Below are 15,358 nucleotides of genomic sequence, written 5' to 3'. Positions count from 1 at the left end.
AATTTTGGTAATAAAAAATCAACAGAAAGTCAACAAAATATTAACTTTTCTATAAAAATGATGTATCATTAGCAAAATTTTTATTACTAACAACCAAATATTTTTTGCAACAAAAAAGAGAAAAATTATGGCAAATAAAGCAGTTAAAGTAACCAAAATTCCTAGCAAAAAACTAGTCATTATCCAACAGTCAAAAACTCAAAATACCGAACTAATCGAAACTATCCAAGTTGAAGGTAATACGAAATACCAAATTTTTAACAAAGATGATCAATTGGTGAAAAATCCAAAAACTAAATTAGTTAACGAAGATCTTTGGGTGTATTTGGAAGGTAATAATAGCCAAATACCTGATGTTATTTTAAAAGATTATACAACGTCATTCCCAATCAATAATGCAGAATATCTAAGTAGTGCAAACAGCACCTTTGCAACTGCAGAAAATCTTGCCAATAATGTGGCACAAGCCACCCAAATCTCAAATCCTGCTTCAACAGGAGCATTGGAAGGTTCTTGGATAGCATCTAATATTGGAGTGATTGGTGCAGGTGTTTTGGGTGTTGGTGGCGTTATTGCACTGGCAAGTGGTGGTAGTGATGATGATAAAGCCAGCGACAATCAATCGCCAAAACCTACCCCAACACCAGTTAAACTAACCACCAGTGTTAGTCTAGACCCGATTGATACGGTCAATCAGCAAGCGAGCAACGGTAAAGTTACACTAACAGGTAAATTAACGGTTTCTGATACTTCAGCAACCACAGAAGTGATTTTAACAATTAATGGTGCAACTNATAAAGCTCAAGTAACAGGGAGTACTTGGTCAGTTGTGGTTGATGGTAAAGAACTTGCATTTGCACAGGGCAATCAAGCCATTACGGCAAATATTACTGCTAAAACCGCCGAGCAAACCGCAACCAATAATGCTCAAGCGACNTATTTAGTGGATACTGACATCGCTAAACCTGAGATTATTTTTGATAAGATTACCGAAGATAANATCATTAATCTAGTAGAGTCTAAGCAGACCACAACCAAAGTTTCAGGTAAGGTTAAAAATGCTAATAATGGCGATGAAATTGTCATTACTATCGGTCAAGCCACTTATAAAGCGACTGTAAACAACGATACATTTAGCACTGATGTTGATACTAAAACCTTATTATCGCATGGTAACGTGACTGCGACTATTTCTACGCAAGACATCGCAGGCAATGTTGCAAGTGATACCGAAAGTCATAATTACACAGTTGATTTGGGAGTACTGGAAAAACCTGTCATTACAATTGACAACATAACCGCAGATAATATTGTCAATAAAAAAGAATCTGAAGGTAAATTAACCGTTACAGGTAAAGTTGACAATGTGGCAGTTGGCAAGATGATTGTTGTGTCTTGTGGTTGTGCTACCTGTGGTGGCTTGAAATGGATTGATTTTGAAACGACCATTAAGGAAGGTGGTAAATTTGCTGTTGACTTTAACGGTGCAGATATTGTCAAAGCTGATACAATTAAAGCTGTAGTTAAGGTAGAAGATAATGCCAAAAATACCTATGAAGCGACCGAAACCAAATCTTATACTACGGATGTCACCCCACCAAATGCCGATTTAACCTTAAATCAAGTTGGTGGCGATAATCTGTTAAATAAAGCCGATATGGCACAAGTCACAACAACTATCAAAGGCACGTTGCATAACCTTGCGGATGGCGATAGTGTCAAAACCTTAACCCTTTTTGTGAATGGTCAATCTTATCAAGCCAAAGTTACAGGCAATCAATACGAGGCTACGGTGAACACCACCGACCTTGCTAAGGGCACAAAAGTGATTGCTAATGCAATAGTTGTCGATAAGGCAGGTAATGAACAAACATTAAGTAAAGAGCAAATTTATCAAATTGATAACATTGCTCCAACGGCGACCATTAACATTAAAACGATTGCCCAAGACAACACGTTAAACTTAAATGAGTTAATGATAAATGTTGAGATTGTAGGTCAGGTAATAGGCGAGTTTAATGTTAATGATGTGGTCAAAATCCAAATTGGCACAAATAGCTATGACGCTAACATTACCAATACCAATGGCGATTTTAGCGTACAAGTACCTGCCAGCGTGTTACAACAAAACACCAGCAAATCTATTACCGCTACGCTAACTACAACCGATAATGCAGGTAATGTCTCTGAGCTTATCACAGCGACAAGAGATTACGAGATTGAAACCGCTCCGATTATTAAAGGTGAGATTTTTGTTGAATTAACTAGTATTGCTAATGACAATCTTATCAACGTTACCGAAGCTCAAAAAGACGTGACGGTTACAGGCGTGGTAACGGGTAAGGATAGACTTGCCACAGGTCAGACAGTGGATTTATTGTTAAATGGCAAAGTTGTCAAAACCGTTGATGTCGGTGCGGACGGTAAATTTAGCACCATGTTGAGCGGTAGCGAGCTTGTCAATGGTCAAAATTATATCTTAACTGCCAATGTAAAGGGTTCAAATAATGCCCAAAATACAGGCTCGTTACAATATAAAGTCGATGCGAATACCGCTGCCAAAATTGATATTCAATTGATTGACAATGATTTTGGTCTGGATAAAGCTGATACCAACGGTACGATTCGTTTGTATGGTAAAGCGACTTTTGAAGGTGAGTATGCCAATGCTAATAACGCCAAACTTGTGCGTCAGCTTGAAGCCAAAATCGGTGATAAAACTTACACGGTTGGTGTGCGTGATGGGGCGTTTTTCTTAGATATTGATGAAAAAGACTTAAAAGCACTAGATGGCAAAGCAATTGAATATACATTTAAAGCAGAAACATGGCGATACAACAGTAATGGCGAAGCGTATTTGATTGGCAATAACTCAAACAACACGACTTACAATATTGATGTTAAGGCAACTCAAGTGAGTTTTGATGCCAATCCGTATATCAAAACTTCTGGCACAACGACTAGCATTGCTTACACCGAAAATACTACAAACGTCACAGGCATAGTCTCTGGCACTGCAAAAGTTGATGATGTGATTGAATTAAACATCAATGGTAGTCTTGTAACTACCAAAGTCTTAGCGGACAATAAATTTAGCGTGAATGTGGCTACCGACTTGTTAAAACAAGATGCAGACAACATCATCACAGCTACTTTAAAAACCAAAGATTTGGCAAATAATGATATCAAGGTCTCAGATACAGAACATCTATTTATTGCTAAAGATACCACGAAAGCGGGAGATTTTGTTTCTCGCCACACTGAAAGAGATGGTGTTCCTGATGACTATTTTGTGCGTGATATTGGTCATACTAAATATTTATCACAAGGTTACACGATTCCTTCATATAAAATTCCCGTTGGAGGCAAAGCCGATAATTCAACGCCTGTCGTTAAATTTTATTTCGCTAATAAAAATGACTATGATACACATTTAACAGACCCTAAAATTAGCTCTGCAAGAGGGGAAATCATTGAAGCTACAGTCGCTACTTATACCGAAGAAATTAAGCAAATTATTCGTGAAGCGTATAAACAAATTGGCGATTACATCAATGTTAAATTTGAAGAAGTATATCGTTTTGATGAAGCGGATGCCAGATTGTTTTATGCAGATTTTCCATCACAGGGTACATTGGCATTTGCTTCTAACAGTGGTGATTTATGGTGGAATGCGAGAGCGAATACAGACGATAAGGCAGATATGTACTACACGGCCTTGCATGAGATTAGTCATACGTTGAATATGACGCATTCTCAAGATACTTTTAAAGATTATTTTCGCAATATGGAAGAAACCCCAGAATTTACTTATATGAGTTATCGTGCGTATGTCAATAATTATGCCTTTAAAAATATGAAAAACTTGCGTGTTTACGATTTAGCGTATCTGCATTATCAGTTTGGTGTGAGCAAAACTGCTCGTGCGACTGATGATACTTACACGTTTAAAGAATACGACATGTACAGCGATGATGCTGACCGTTACATTTGGGACGGAGCAGGGATTGATACCTTTGATGCCTCAAAAGAAAAAGATAAAGTCACCGTAGATTTAACGCCGGGCTCGTGGATTTATGTAGGTAATAAATCCACAAATCTATTAGTGGACAAACAAACTTTGCATAAAGATGTTGCAGATAAGCAAGGATATTACTCACGTACCGATGACGGTTTTTATAATTCTGCGGTTACCAATAACACCTATACCAAAGGTCAAGCCTACATTGGTTATGGTACACAGATTGAAAACCTGATTGGCTCTGATTATGATGACACGCTAACAGGTAATAATGCCAATAACATTATCTCAGGTGGTGCAGGCAATGATACAATTAGTGGTGGTTTAGGCGATGACCATTTAGACGGCGGTATAGGTGATGATAAGTTAATTGGTGGTACAGGTAATGACACTTATGTGGTTGATAGCGTGAATGATACGATTACCGAATTAAAAGATGAAGGTAATGACAATGTCTTTAGTACGGTAAATTTGACCTTAACTGATAATGTAGAAAATCTATGGTTATTAGGAACGACTGCTACCGTCGCGACAGGTAATGCACTTGCCAATACTTTGATTGCTAATAATGTCGGAAATACCTTAAGTGGTCTTGATGGTGATGATAAACTCATTGGTGGTTTAGGTGCAGATACGCTAATAGGTGGTAAAGGTAATGACACCTTTGTTTTTGATAGTGCATTAAATGGTACAATTGACACCATTACTGACTTTATGAAAGACGGTGTAGACAAAATTGAGCTATCGGCTAATGTATTCAAAGGTTTAGTCAGAGGAAATAATAGCAATGTCTTAGACTTTATCAAATACGATAAAAACACAGGTATTTTATCATATGATAGCGATAAAGCAGAAGGTATTGCAGATGCGATTGACTTTGCGAATATTGGTAAAGGGTTGGATATTGATAAAAATTTATTTACAATTATTTAATATTTTATAATATATAAAAAAGAGTATCAATAGATACTCTTTTTTATGCTAAAATGTGAAAATCCTGATAAAAAAACAGCCATTTTATGAAAAAAACTAGCAAAATCACCGACGGTAAACTTAATAGTGCCGAGTTTATCGCATCGCCGAATTTTGGCAAACGCCCTGAAAATAGCGAAATTTCGCTGATTGTCATTCACAACATCAGCCTACCGCCGAGCGAATTTGGCAAAACTGACCAACACGGACAGCATTTTGTGAAAGCCTTTTTCCAAAATCAGCTCAACCCAAGCGATCACCCTTATTTTCAAAATATTTATCAGCAACAAGTTTCTGCACATTTATTGATAGAACGCTCAGGCAAAATCACCCAATTTGTCAATTTTAACGACCGAGCGTGGCACGCAGGGCAATCTAGCTATTTAGGGCGGGAAAATTGCAATGATTTTTCCATTGGCATTGAGCTAGAAGGCGATGATTACAGCGAGTTTGATGAACGCCAATATGTGGCATTGGCTCAGGTGATTTCGGCAATTTACCAAACCTATCCAAAAACCAAATGCCATTTAGCAGGGCATAGCGACGTGGCTCGTAGTCGTAAGTCCGATCCAGGGGCATATTTTGATTGGCAAAAATTACGTCATTTAGTACATAAATTATCACCACAATGACCGCCAAAAATGGGCAACCAATTTTCCAACATCATCAGCCCAAAAACGCTGCGCCTAGCTACCCAAACGCCCCACAAAATTTAGGCAAATCCACCGCCGTTGTCAGTTTTTTTACGCTGATATCACGGATATTGGGCTTAATGCGAGATGCGGTATTAATGGCGGTATTTGGGGCAAGTGGTTTAATGGATGCGTTTTTGGTCGCTTTCAAGCTCCCCAATTTTTTACGAAGATTATTTGCAGAAGGGGCATTCGCCCAAGCCTTTGTGCCTGTGTTAACCAATTACCAACAAAAATCTACTTTTTCTGATTTGCAACAGTTTATCAGCCGAATGGCAGGGGCGTTATTACTGATTTTGTCGTTGTTAAGCACGGCGGTGATTGCTTTTGCACCGTGGATTATGGCGGGATTTGCGGTTGGGTTTAGCAAGGATAGCGAGCAATTTCGGCTGACGTTGCAGTTATTTCAGCTTACATTCCCTTATTTATTATTAATTACGCTGACAGCATTTGCCAGTAGTATTTTGCAAAGTTATCAGCGATTTATCATTCCTGCGATTACACCGATTATCTTAAATGTTTGCTTAATTGTTTTTGCACTATGTATTTCACCAGCTTTATATCAGCCGATTTTGGCGTTGGGTTATGCGGTGTTATTGGCAGGCGTGTTGCAGTTATTATTACAATGTGTGCCAATTTACCAACAAAAGTTGTTGATCTTGCCAAAATTAGACTGGCAACATCAAGGCGTGCGACAGGTGTTAAAGTTGTTATTGCCTGCGATTTTTGGTGTGTCGGTGCTGCAGATTAATCTGTTGTTAAATACCGTGATTGCGACCTTTTTGCCGACTGGTTCAGTGTCGTGGCTGTACACGGCGGAACGCATGAGCGAATTGCCGTTGGGGCTGATTGGCGTGGCGATTGGAGCGGTGATTTTGCCGACGTTAAGCCGTCAAGTCAACAGTGATGACCCACAATCGTTACAACGCACGCTAGACTGGGCTTGTAAATGGGTGTTGCTCGTGGGCGTACCTGCGTCGGTGGCGTTGGTGCAGATTAGTCAGGTGCTGATGTTCACGTTGTTTGTGCGGGGTGAGTTTGGAAGGCAAGATGCGACGATGAGCGGTCTGGCGTTGCAAGCGATGTCGCTTGGGATTTTGCCTTTTATGCTGATTAAGGTGTTTGCCCCTGTGTTTTTTGCCCAAAAAAATAGCCGAATCCCTGTCAAATGGGGTCTTTGGTCGGTTTTGGCAAATGGCTTATTTGGGTTGGCTTTGTTGCTGATTTTTTGGTATCAAGGTGTAGCACTGCACATAAGTTTGGCATTGGCGACTAGCTTGTCAGCGTGGGTGAATGCGGTCGGTTTGTATTGTAGTTTACAAAAACGGCGGATTTTTTCTTTTGCTAAACCTTGGCGAGCGTTGGCATTGCGTTTTTTATTGGCAAATCTAGCGATGAGCGTGGCGTTACAATGGCTGTTACCGTTGTTTCCATTATCAGCAAATCAAGCAAGTAAAATTTTGGCATTATTGGCAATTTGTGTCGCTGGGGCGCTGGTGTATGCGGTGGCGTTATTATTAAGTGGATTTAAAATTAATTGGTTAAAATATGGATAATTTTTTGTTAAGCAATTTGTTAAACAGAAAGGCAAATCGTGTAATTTGCCCTTTTTGATAAATATTTACCCATATTTTGTCAAACAAAAATTATTTTTTAGTTGCGGTTTGACATTCTGGGGCATCGCACATACCGTACAATACCAATGAATGTCCCGACAATTTAAAGCCATACTCTTTTGCCACTTTGTCTTGTAATTGTTCAATTTCTTCTTTATGAAATTCCACGATTTTGCCACAATGGTCACAAACCAAGTGATCGTGATGTTCGGCTTGAGCAATTTCAAACACCGATAAATTATTTTCAAAGTTATGGCGTTCCACGATGCCCGCTTGCTCAAACTGGGTCAAAACCCGATACACGGTTGCCAATCCCACGTCTTCGCCTTGCTCAATCAAAGCTTTATAAACATCTTCGGCACTCATGTGGTGATGTTCGGCATTTTCCAATAACTGTAAAATCTTTAGGCGAGGTAGCGTAACTTTTAAGCCTGCACGGCGTAAATCTTGATTGGTAAATGTCATTGTTTTTCCTTTTTGTTTTGATTTTGCTTATCTTACCATAAAAATGTTAAAATAAGAACCTGTATTCATAACGTTTTTGCAATGAAAAATGCGATAAACCGCCCGCTTTTCAAGGAAAAAACGCAGGTTGATAGTGATTCTATCAAGCAAGTTTTGACACAGATTGATACAGAAAAGTAAGATTTCGCCAATTTTCATGCAAAAGCAAACTTTTATTAATTATTTTTAAAAAAATTAAGTTGCGTAAGGTTGTGCATACAGGTTTTAATATAAAATCCACAATAAATAGTAGGCATTTTGGCATAAATGACGTATGATAGTGGGTATGTTTATGGTTCAATTCAGCCATTTTGCGGCTAAAATAGGAAAAAATCTAATGCAAATTTTGACGAAAATCACCAAAAAATGTTGTCAATTACCGCTGTTAATTGCGTTGGCAAGCGTGAGTGTGTTGCCTGCCTGTTCATGGTTTAGCGTGTATAAAATTGACATACCACAAGGTACACCGATTAGCGATGACAAACTCGCCCAAGTCCAAGTCGGCATGAGTGCCAACCAAGTGTTGTATCTACTCGGTAGCCCTGCGGTGCAAGATACGCTAAACCCTAACCGTTGGGATTATCTGTATGATTTTACCGCAGGTACGGTGGCAAAGCGTGAGAAAAAACCAAGCATTCACAACGCCAGTCATTATGTCAAAATCTACTTTGACCAAACGGGTCGTGTTGCAAAAATTGAACGCCCATCACGCTAAACTTTCATGATAACATAGCCTTTTTTGGCTTTTAACATCATTTTTTTGGCACGTTTTTGCATGGGATTGATGGTTAATGGGCGATAAATTTCCAATCTATCGCCGTCTTGTAATACGGTTTGCCAGTCAATTTTATGCGAAAAAACCCCCACGGCAAAATCTTGAATTTGTGGAAATTGTTGCCACCAACCAAGTATTTCCACCGCTTGTTGGGCGGTTGTTCCGCTTGCTACGCTTAATTTTTGGTGCAGTTGCTCGTTTGGCGTGGGGCAAAACATCACTTCTATCTGTTGGGTTGTTTGTTGTTGTGTCATTTATTTTACCAAGCTCACTATTTTACTAAACCCATAATCCAACCGATTAACGCAAGTACAATGGCAAGTGGTACGACAATTCGCATGGCAATTCGCCATAGGTTATACACCATTTCTGAACTAAAGTTGAGTGATTTGCGTAAGTGGCTGATTTTCATTTGCCAACCTGCAAAAATCGCTAACCAACTGGCGGTTAACAAACTTAGCACGATAACTAATTGATTTAATGCCCAATTTGGCAACATTGCTAAGCCCAAACTAATCACCAACGCAATAACCAATGCCAAAAAATTAAAGGATTGTTTAGAAATTTTTAGTGAAACTTGATAAGTGATTAGGTGTAATAAATAACTTGCCCCTGCTATCATCGCCAAAGCATAGCAAATCGCCGATGCTTGGCTAGTTGGTTGCAAGGCAAGGGCGACCAATGCACCGCCTACTATTTGAAAACACCAAATCGGCAAGACAAAACGACTGGCGACTGGTTTGTTGTCTTTATTCACGCTTTCATTATTGACCAATAATTGATTGGCTCGGCTATGCCAAAACAGCCCAGTTCCTGCTCCCACGCATACCAATGCTAACACAACAGCGAGCGACCATTCGCTCAGCGATGTGGCGGTCATTTGCCACGTTGCCATACCGTTTTGGCTGACGTTTAGCATCAATGCTACGATTGCTAAACCGACCGCCAACCAACCTGACAAATGTTTGGTAAAACTTAAACCTAAAGTAATTAACGCCATGATAGCTAACAGGGCAGGGCTGGCAATGGTACTGATTGGGGAAAAGTTGGGTTGTAAAACTTCGGCAGAACTGCTCAGCAAATGTCCAACAACTGTCATTAATAATAACACCGTTAACCAACCAAATCCCCGCCATACCGTTGCGACGTCGGCTTCACGGGTCAAGGTTGACAAACCAACCAGTGGAGTCGTGCCACTGCGATGTGCCAAGGCAATCTCGGCAAATACCAATGGCAAGCCAACCAACGTCATCGCCACGAGCCACAACAGCCAAAAATCAATCTGACCTGCCACGTCACGGGTAAACCACGCAAAAATCAATAATGGCAATAAACCTGCAATAAGCAATGGTTGCAAACGGTGAATTGTCATAAAGTTATCCTTTTGATAAATCTAGCAAATTTGGTGAAATTTTTAACAAACCTTATTATAACAAAAGAGCGTATAAAATACGCCCTTTTATTTTATCATTCAAGGTAGATTACGAATTAGCTTGACGCTTGTTATAAGCGATAGAATTTATCACCGCCCACACAATAAAGGCAATCCCAATCAAACCTGTGATGATTTCAGGCACTTCAATGTGCATGGTAGCAAGTAGCATGATAATCGCTAACGCCCCAATCGCATAGTGAGCCCCATGCTCTAAGTACACAAACTCATCTAAAGTCCCTTTTTCCACCAAGAAAATGGTCATAGAACGCACAAACATCGCCCCAACAGCTAAACCTAACATGATAATAATCACATCATTGGTAATGGCAAAAGCCCCAATCACGCCGTCAAAACTAAAAGATGCGTCTAACACTTCCAAATATAAAAATCCAGCAATACCGCCTTTGGCAATCGCACCTGCAACTTCCTTGCCTTCAACCATTTCTGTTTCTGGGTCATCATCATCTGCACCTTCAAGCAAACTTGACAGCACATTTACCCCCAGATATACCAAAATACCAAAAAAGCCTGCCATAAGCACTGCCCCTTTGTGAGCTTCTTCAACGCCCAGTAAAAACAACGCCAAAATCACCATCGCCACGAATACGCTCATCGCATCAACTTTACCAAATCGTACCAAACGGCGTTCTAACCATTCAAACCAATGGATGTCTTTATCATCAAATAAAAAGTTTAAAAACACAAGAAGCAAAAACATACCACCAAATGCCGCAATCTCAGCATGATGTTCCATAAGTTTTGCGGAGTATTCTTTGGGATTGTACAACGCCATATTAATAACGTCCATCATACCCATATCAGCCGTTACCGCCACGATAACGATTGGGAACACCAATCGCATACCAAACACCGCAATCAACATACCAATTGTTAAGAAAATCGTTTTCCAAAACTTATCCCAATGCTTTAATACAGACGCATTGACAACCGCATTGTCAAACGATAACGAAATTTCCATGACTGCCAAAATCATGGTAATAAATAAGGCGGACATCATCGCCGAGACACCGCCATGTGAATATCCCCACCAACCTGCAACCATAAGTGCGACTATCGTAAACACGATGTCAAAATAAAAATGCTTTAAATTTTTCATCATAACAATCAAATTCCAAAAGTGAAAGGTGATAACCAATGATTGAATTAACAGATTAAACAAATAGCAACGCAATAAAAAAGTGGTACATTAACCTTTGCACCACTTTTTTTGCAATTAATTTTTATGTTTTATCACAACTTGGTTAATCTGCTTATTTTCAAGATAATTGAACAAAAAACAAGTAGAAAAACGTAAAAAATGGTAAATAATTGCAATTTTTTTTCCAATGATTTAACTTTTTTGGCAAAAAAACTACCGATTTATGCTTTTTTGGCAAAAAAATTTCACGGTTTTAGCTAAGATTCACGCCATATTGGCTGCACATCGCCAACAAACCACCCGAATACCCTTGCCCCACAGCACGGAATTTCCACTCGCTATTGTGGCGGTACACTTCGCCAAATACCATGGCGGTCTCGATCGAATAATCTTCCGCCAAGTCAAAACGCACCACTTCCGCGCCTGTTTCTTCGTTCACCACACGGATAAAGGCATTGGCAACTTGCCCAAAATTTTGGTTGCGAGCTTGGGCGTCATGAATGGTCACGGTCAACATAATTTTGTCCACATCGGCAGGGACGAGTGATAGGTTGACTTTGATGACTTCATCGTCGCCGTCACCTTGTCCTGTGCGGTTGTCACCTGTGTGTTCTACCGCACCATTGTCAGATTTTAGCTGATTGTAAAAAATAAAATCATGGTCGCCACGCACACGCCCATTGCCCGCGAGTAAAAATACGCTGGCATCAAGGTCAAATTCCGCCCCTGATGTGGCACGCTCGTCCCAACCCAGTCCGATTAACAGTTTGTTCAGATTTGGGTCGGTTTTGGTCAGGGATAAATTACCGCCTTTGCTTAGTGAAATTGCCATATTTTTTCCTTAAAAGTGCTGTTAAAAAAATGCTAAAATAAACGGATAAAAACGAATTTTATCTTAACAAAATTATGGTTAAAACGCACGTTTTTTTGCCAAAAATACCAAAATTTTGCCAAAAATTCCCTTTTAACCACACGACGAAAGGTATAAAATAACGCTTTTGGATAATTTTGATAAATAAAAGCCTATGTTAGATAATTTTTTGACGTTAATTTTGATTTTATCACCGTTAATCGTGGGTTTTTTTCTGCCATTGCCGAAAGTCTTGATGCCATATATGGATAAATTGCTCGGTTATTTGGTGTTTTTGATTTTGTTTTGTATTGGGCTGTCATTGGCAAATGTGCCAAATCTGGGGCATCAGCTAGGTTTTATTGTAAAAAATGTGGCATTGTTAGCAACGTTGACGATGGGCAGTGGGCTATTGGCATTGTGGTATTTTGATAAAAAATATCCGTATTATACCCACGCCACCACATCGCACCCAAAAGCCCAAATTAGCGTGGTAGGGACGTTGGTGCAGTTGGGTTGTGTGGTGGTCGGTTTAGTGGTGGGACAATTTTTACCGCTTGAACATTCGCCTATTCATGTTGATATGATTATCAAAGGTTTACTGATGTTGTTGATTTTGCTGGTAGGGTTTAGTTTGTCGCATGCAGGCATGAGCTTACGGCAGGTACTGATTAACAAGCGTGGCGTACAGATGAGCGTGATTTTTTGTGTCAGCGTGAGTATTGGTGGTGTGTTGTTTAGTTGCTTGACGGCAGATGTGGGCGTGATGCAGGGATTGGCGTTGGCGTCTGGTTATGGTTGGTACTCGTTGTCAGGGATTATTATGACCGATGCGTATGGGGCGGTGTGGGGCAGTGTTGCGTTGCTTAATGATTTGTTGCGTGAGTTTATGGCGTTGCTGTGTATTCCACTGTTGATAGGGCGTTATCCGAGTACGGCGGTGGGGCTTGGTGGGGTGACGACCATGGATTTTACCTTGCCAATTATCCAAGCGAGTGGAGGTAATGAAATCGTCCCGTTGGCGATGAGTTTTGGTTTTATTGTTAATATTATTTCACCTGTACTAATGGTGATATTTAGCAGTTTTTGATAATGCTGTAAAAAATTTGGCAAAATTGCTATCAACGCAAAATTTAGTTATAATACACCCAACTTTTGAAAAAATGTTTGAAAGCGTAACCATGTAATTAACAAAAAACCCACTGGTTAGGGGGATTTTCCTAGCGGTGGGTTTTTTTATAGCATTGCTTTTTAAAGTTTTGTTAAAATAAACCCTTAAAATCAATGATTTATAATCAAGTTTACAAATGTAAACTTGATTTTTTTAAAACTTCTTTTACAATATCATCAATTACACAGAAAATATACGTATGGAAAAGTTTGAAACGCCCAATACTCCAATCAGTCAATCCGCTCGTTATGCGGTGATTTTCCCCGGTCAAGGCTCACAAAGTGTGGGTATGCTCACGGATTGGTATGATAATTTTCACCAAGTGCGTGAGATTTTTAACCAAGCCAGCGATGCTTTAGGCTTTGATGTGTGGGCGGTCGCTCAGGGTAAGGATACGAGCCGTAACTTGGATCACACGGCATTTACTCAGCCTGTGTTGCTCACTGCGAGTATGGCAATTTGGCACGTGTTGCGTGCTGAACTTGCTATTGAACCTGCGTATTTGGCAGGGCACTCGCTCGGGGAATACAGTGCCTTGTGTGCGTCAGGCGTGCTTAGTTTTGATGATGCGGTGCGGTTGGTGTATCAGCGTGGGCAATATATGAAAGACGCCATGCAACACCAAGATGGCAAAATGTCCGCTGTGCTAGGGCTAGACGATGAGCAAGTGCGGTTAATTTGTGAACAAGTCGAAGAGTTTGAAAGTGATGCGATTGTCAGTCCTGCGAATTTTAATGCCGTTGGGCAAGTGGTAATTGCAGGCAATGCGTTGGGCGTCGACTTGGCAAGCGAACAAGTGGCAAGCCTTGGTAATAAAGCAGTACCGTTAAAAGTATCCGTACCGTCGCATTGCCGTTTGATGCAACCTGCGAGTGATAAATTAGCGGATAGCTTAAACCAAATTCGCTTTAACGCACCGAACATTTCTGTTATTCAAAACCGCTACGCTCGGGTAGAAAGCGATGTTAATGCGATTAAACAAGCCTTAATTGAACAGTTAAGCCTGCCTGTCTTGTGGTCAAATATCCAAAATAAACTGGCGGATAAATATATGCAATTTCAAATTGAATGCGGTAGTGGCAATGTGTTAACCAATTTGGCAAAACGCCAAGCTGAAAAAATTCCGACCATTGCCACCGATAAAGTGGCAAAACTGGCAGAAATTGCAGAAATATTACAAAAACATCAAAATGATGTGGATTAATTTAAATTATTTTCTGATAAAAATATTTTTAAATTTGATAATTTGATTGAAAAATAAACACTTAGGAGTGCGACATGAGCCGACATATTGCCCTAGTGACAGGTGCGAGTCGTGGGATTGGCAAAGCGATTGCCCAACGTTTGGCAGAAGAAGGCTATTTTGTGATTGGCACTGCCACGAGCGAAAAGGGCGTGGAGATCATTGAGGAATACCTACACGAGACAGGCGGTATCGGACGTGAGCTAGACGTGCGTGATGCCACTGCGATTGATAATTTATTTGAAGAAATTGAAAGCGTTTACGGCTCAATCCATGTGCTTGTCAACAACGCAGGCATTACCCAAGATGGCTTACTGATGCGAATGGACGATACTGCATGGGAAACTGTGCTAGAGGTGAATTTAACGTCTATTTATCGCATGAGTAAACGTGCCATTCGTGGCATGATGAAAGCTCGTGCCGGACGGATTATCAGCGTTACATCGGTGGTTGCCGAAATGGGCAATGCCGGGCAAACCAACTACGCTGCTACCAAAGCAGGCGTGGAAGGCTTTACCCGTTCATTGGCACGAGAAATCGGCTCACGTCAAGTTACCGTGAATTGTGTCGCCCCCGGTTTGATTGAAACCGATATGACCGATGAACTAGATGAACGTTTGATTAACTCGATGTTAGATGCCGTACCGCTTGGACGGTTAGGGCAACCGAGCGATGTGGCGGCGGCGGTGAAATTTTTAGCCAGCGACGAAGCCAGCTATATCACAGGTCATGTTCTTGCCGTCAATGGCGGAATGTATATGTAATTTTTATCATAAATATTTTTAATCAATTTAACAAAAATGTTAAAGCTATCAAATTTTGTCAATGTAACGCTTATTTAACGGCTTNGCAAAAAATGGTAAAACCTAACAAAAGTAAGGGTATTTTTTGTCAAATCTATGTTAAAATTAACACAATAT

Annotated in this window: 12 protein-coding genes; 7 read left to right on the top strand and 5 right to left on the bottom strand. The window is 40.2% G+C overall.

Annotated features, from left to right (window positions below; all coding sequences use genetic code 11):
- Positions 1-127: 127 nt before the first annotated feature.
- From A3G3_RS0104300 to murJ, 3 genes are all read left to right on the top strand, one after another.
- Positions 128-4,954 (top strand): Ig-like domain-containing protein, encoded by a 4,827-nt coding sequence (locus A3G3_RS0104300; protein ID WP_019519314.1) that lies wholly within the window; start codon positions 128-130, stop codon positions 4,952-4,954.
- An 86-nt stretch (positions 4,955-5,040) separates the two neighbouring features.
- The gene (ampD, locus tag A3G3_RS0104295; protein ID WP_019519313.1) at positions 5,041-5,625 is read left to right on the top strand and encodes a 1,6-anhydro-N-acetylmuramyl-L-alanine amidase AmpD; all 585 of its coding nucleotides are present in this window, start codon (positions 5,041-5,043) and stop codon (positions 5,623-5,625) included.
- On the top strand, positions 5,622-7,241 hold the full coding sequence (gene murJ, locus A3G3_RS0104290) for a murein biosynthesis integral membrane protein MurJ (RefSeq protein WP_019519312.1): 1,620 nt from the start codon (positions 5,622-5,624) through the stop codon (positions 7,239-7,241). The genes ampD and murJ overlap by 4 nt, the downstream gene beginning before the upstream one ends.
- 90 nt (positions 7,242-7,331) lie before the next feature.
- Here the strand turns inward: murJ and fur are convergent, their stop codons facing one another.
- Positions 7,332-7,766, bottom strand: a complete 435-nt coding sequence (gene fur / locus A3G3_RS0104285; RefSeq protein ID WP_019519311.1) for a ferric iron uptake transcriptional regulator — start codon at positions 7,764-7,766, stop codon at positions 7,332-7,334.
- Between the two features lie 376 nt (positions 7,767-8,142).
- Here fur and A3G3_RS0104280 point away from each other — a divergent pair, with 376 nt between their 5' ends.
- The gene (locus A3G3_RS0104280) at positions 8,143-8,520 is read left to right on the top strand and encodes an outer membrane protein assembly factor BamE (RefSeq protein WP_019519310.1); all 378 of its coding nucleotides are present in this window, start codon (positions 8,143-8,145) and stop codon (positions 8,518-8,520) included.
- Here the strand turns inward: A3G3_RS0104280 and A3G3_RS0104275 are convergent.
- The 4 genes from A3G3_RS0104275 to A3G3_RS0104255 all read right to left on the bottom strand — a co-directional run bounded on the left by A3G3_RS0104275 (position 8,517) and on the right by A3G3_RS0104255 (position 12,006).
- Entirely contained in the window at positions 8,517-8,834 is a 318-nt protein-coding gene (locus tag A3G3_RS0104275) for an RnfH family protein (protein ID WP_019519309.1), read from the bottom strand. The two genes, A3G3_RS0104280 and A3G3_RS0104275, sit on opposite strands and share 4 nt — an antisense overlap.
- Before the next feature lie 17 nt (positions 8,835-8,851).
- Positions 8,852-9,952, bottom strand: coding sequence for an SLC5/6 family protein (locus A3G3_RS0104270; RefSeq protein WP_019519308.1), 1,101 nt, complete (start codon positions 9,950-9,952; stop codon positions 8,852-8,854).
- A gap of 109 nt (positions 9,953-10,061) precedes the next feature.
- Entirely contained in the window at positions 10,062-11,132 is a 1,071-nt protein-coding gene (locus A3G3_RS0104265) for a DUF475 domain-containing protein (RefSeq protein WP_019519307.1), read from the bottom strand.
- 295 nt (positions 11,133-11,427) lie between these two features.
- Entirely contained in the window at positions 11,428-12,006 is a 579-nt protein-coding gene (locus tag A3G3_RS0104255) for a TerD family protein (protein ID WP_019519305.1), read from the bottom strand.
- 193 nt (positions 12,007-12,199) lie between these two features.
- On the opposite strand from A3G3_RS0104255, the gene A3G3_RS0104250 reads away from it, so the two are divergent.
- The 3 genes from A3G3_RS0104250 to fabG all read left to right on the top strand — a co-directional run bounded on the left by A3G3_RS0104250 (position 12,200) and on the right by fabG (position 15,202).
- A complete protein-coding gene (locus A3G3_RS0104250) occupies positions 12,200-13,114 on the top strand; it encodes a lysine exporter LysO family protein (protein WP_019519304.1) in 915 nt (304 codons plus the stop codon).
- A 280-nt stretch (positions 13,115-13,394) separates the two neighbouring features.
- On the top strand, positions 13,395-14,399 hold the full coding sequence (gene fabD / locus A3G3_RS0104245) for an ACP S-malonyltransferase (RefSeq protein WP_019519303.1): 1,005 nt from the start codon (positions 13,395-13,397) through the stop codon (positions 14,397-14,399).
- 74 nt (positions 14,400-14,473) lie between these two features.
- On the top strand, positions 14,474-15,202 hold the full coding sequence (gene fabG / locus A3G3_RS0104240; RefSeq protein WP_019519302.1) for a 3-oxoacyl-ACP reductase FabG: 729 nt from the start codon (positions 14,474-14,476) through the stop codon (positions 15,200-15,202).
- Positions 15,203-15,358: the final 156 nt, after the last annotated feature.

It is taken from the genome of Moraxella boevrei DSM 14165 (assembly GCF_000379845.1).
Taxonomy (GTDB): domain Bacteria; phylum Pseudomonadota; class Gammaproteobacteria; order Pseudomonadales; family Moraxellaceae; genus Faucicola; species Faucicola boevrei.
Note: the sequence above shows the minus strand (reverse complement) of the source record. Positions and strands in the feature narration are given on the sequence as shown.

Excerpts from the sequence above, each read along its gene's own strand:
- ampD (WP_019519313.1), top strand. The coding sequence starts at position 5,041 with ATGAAAAAAACTAGCAAAATCACCGACGGTAAACTTAATAGTGCCGAG.
- A3G3_RS0104275 (WP_019519309.1), bottom strand. The coding sequence starts at position 8,834 with ATGACACAACAACAAACAACCCAACAGATAGAAGTGATGTTTTGCCCC.
- A3G3_RS0104250 (WP_019519304.1), top strand. The coding sequence starts at position 12,200 with ATGTTAGATAATTTTTTGACGTTAATTTTGATTTTATCACCGTTAATC.
- A3G3_RS0104255 (WP_019519305.1), bottom strand. The coding sequence starts at position 12,006 with ATGGCAATTTCACTAAGCAAAGGCGGTAATTTATCCCTGACCAAAACC.
- A3G3_RS0104265 (WP_019519307.1), bottom strand. The coding sequence starts at position 11,132 with ATGAAAAATTTAAAGCATTTTTATTTTGACATCGTGTTTACGATAGTC.
- murJ (WP_019519312.1), top strand. The coding sequence starts at position 5,622 with ATGACCGCCAAAAATGGGCAACCAATTTTCCAACATCATCAGCCCAAA.
- A3G3_RS0104270 (WP_019519308.1), bottom strand. The coding sequence starts at position 9,952 with ATGACAATTCACCGTTTGCAACCATTGCTTATTGCAGGTTTATTGCCA.
- fabG (WP_019519302.1), top strand. The coding sequence starts at position 14,474 with ATGAGCCGACATATTGCCCTAGTGACAGGTGCGAGTCGTGGGATTGGC.
- A3G3_RS0104280 (WP_019519310.1), top strand. The coding sequence starts at position 8,143 with ATGCAAATTTTGACGAAAATCACCAAAAAATGTTGTCAATTACCGCTG.
- fabD (WP_019519303.1), top strand. The coding sequence starts at position 13,395 with ATGGAAAAGTTTGAAACGCCCAATACTCCAATCAGTCAATCCGCTCGT.
- fur (WP_019519311.1), bottom strand. The coding sequence starts at position 7,766 with ATGACATTTACCAATCAAGATTTACGCCGTGCAGGCTTAAAAGTTACG.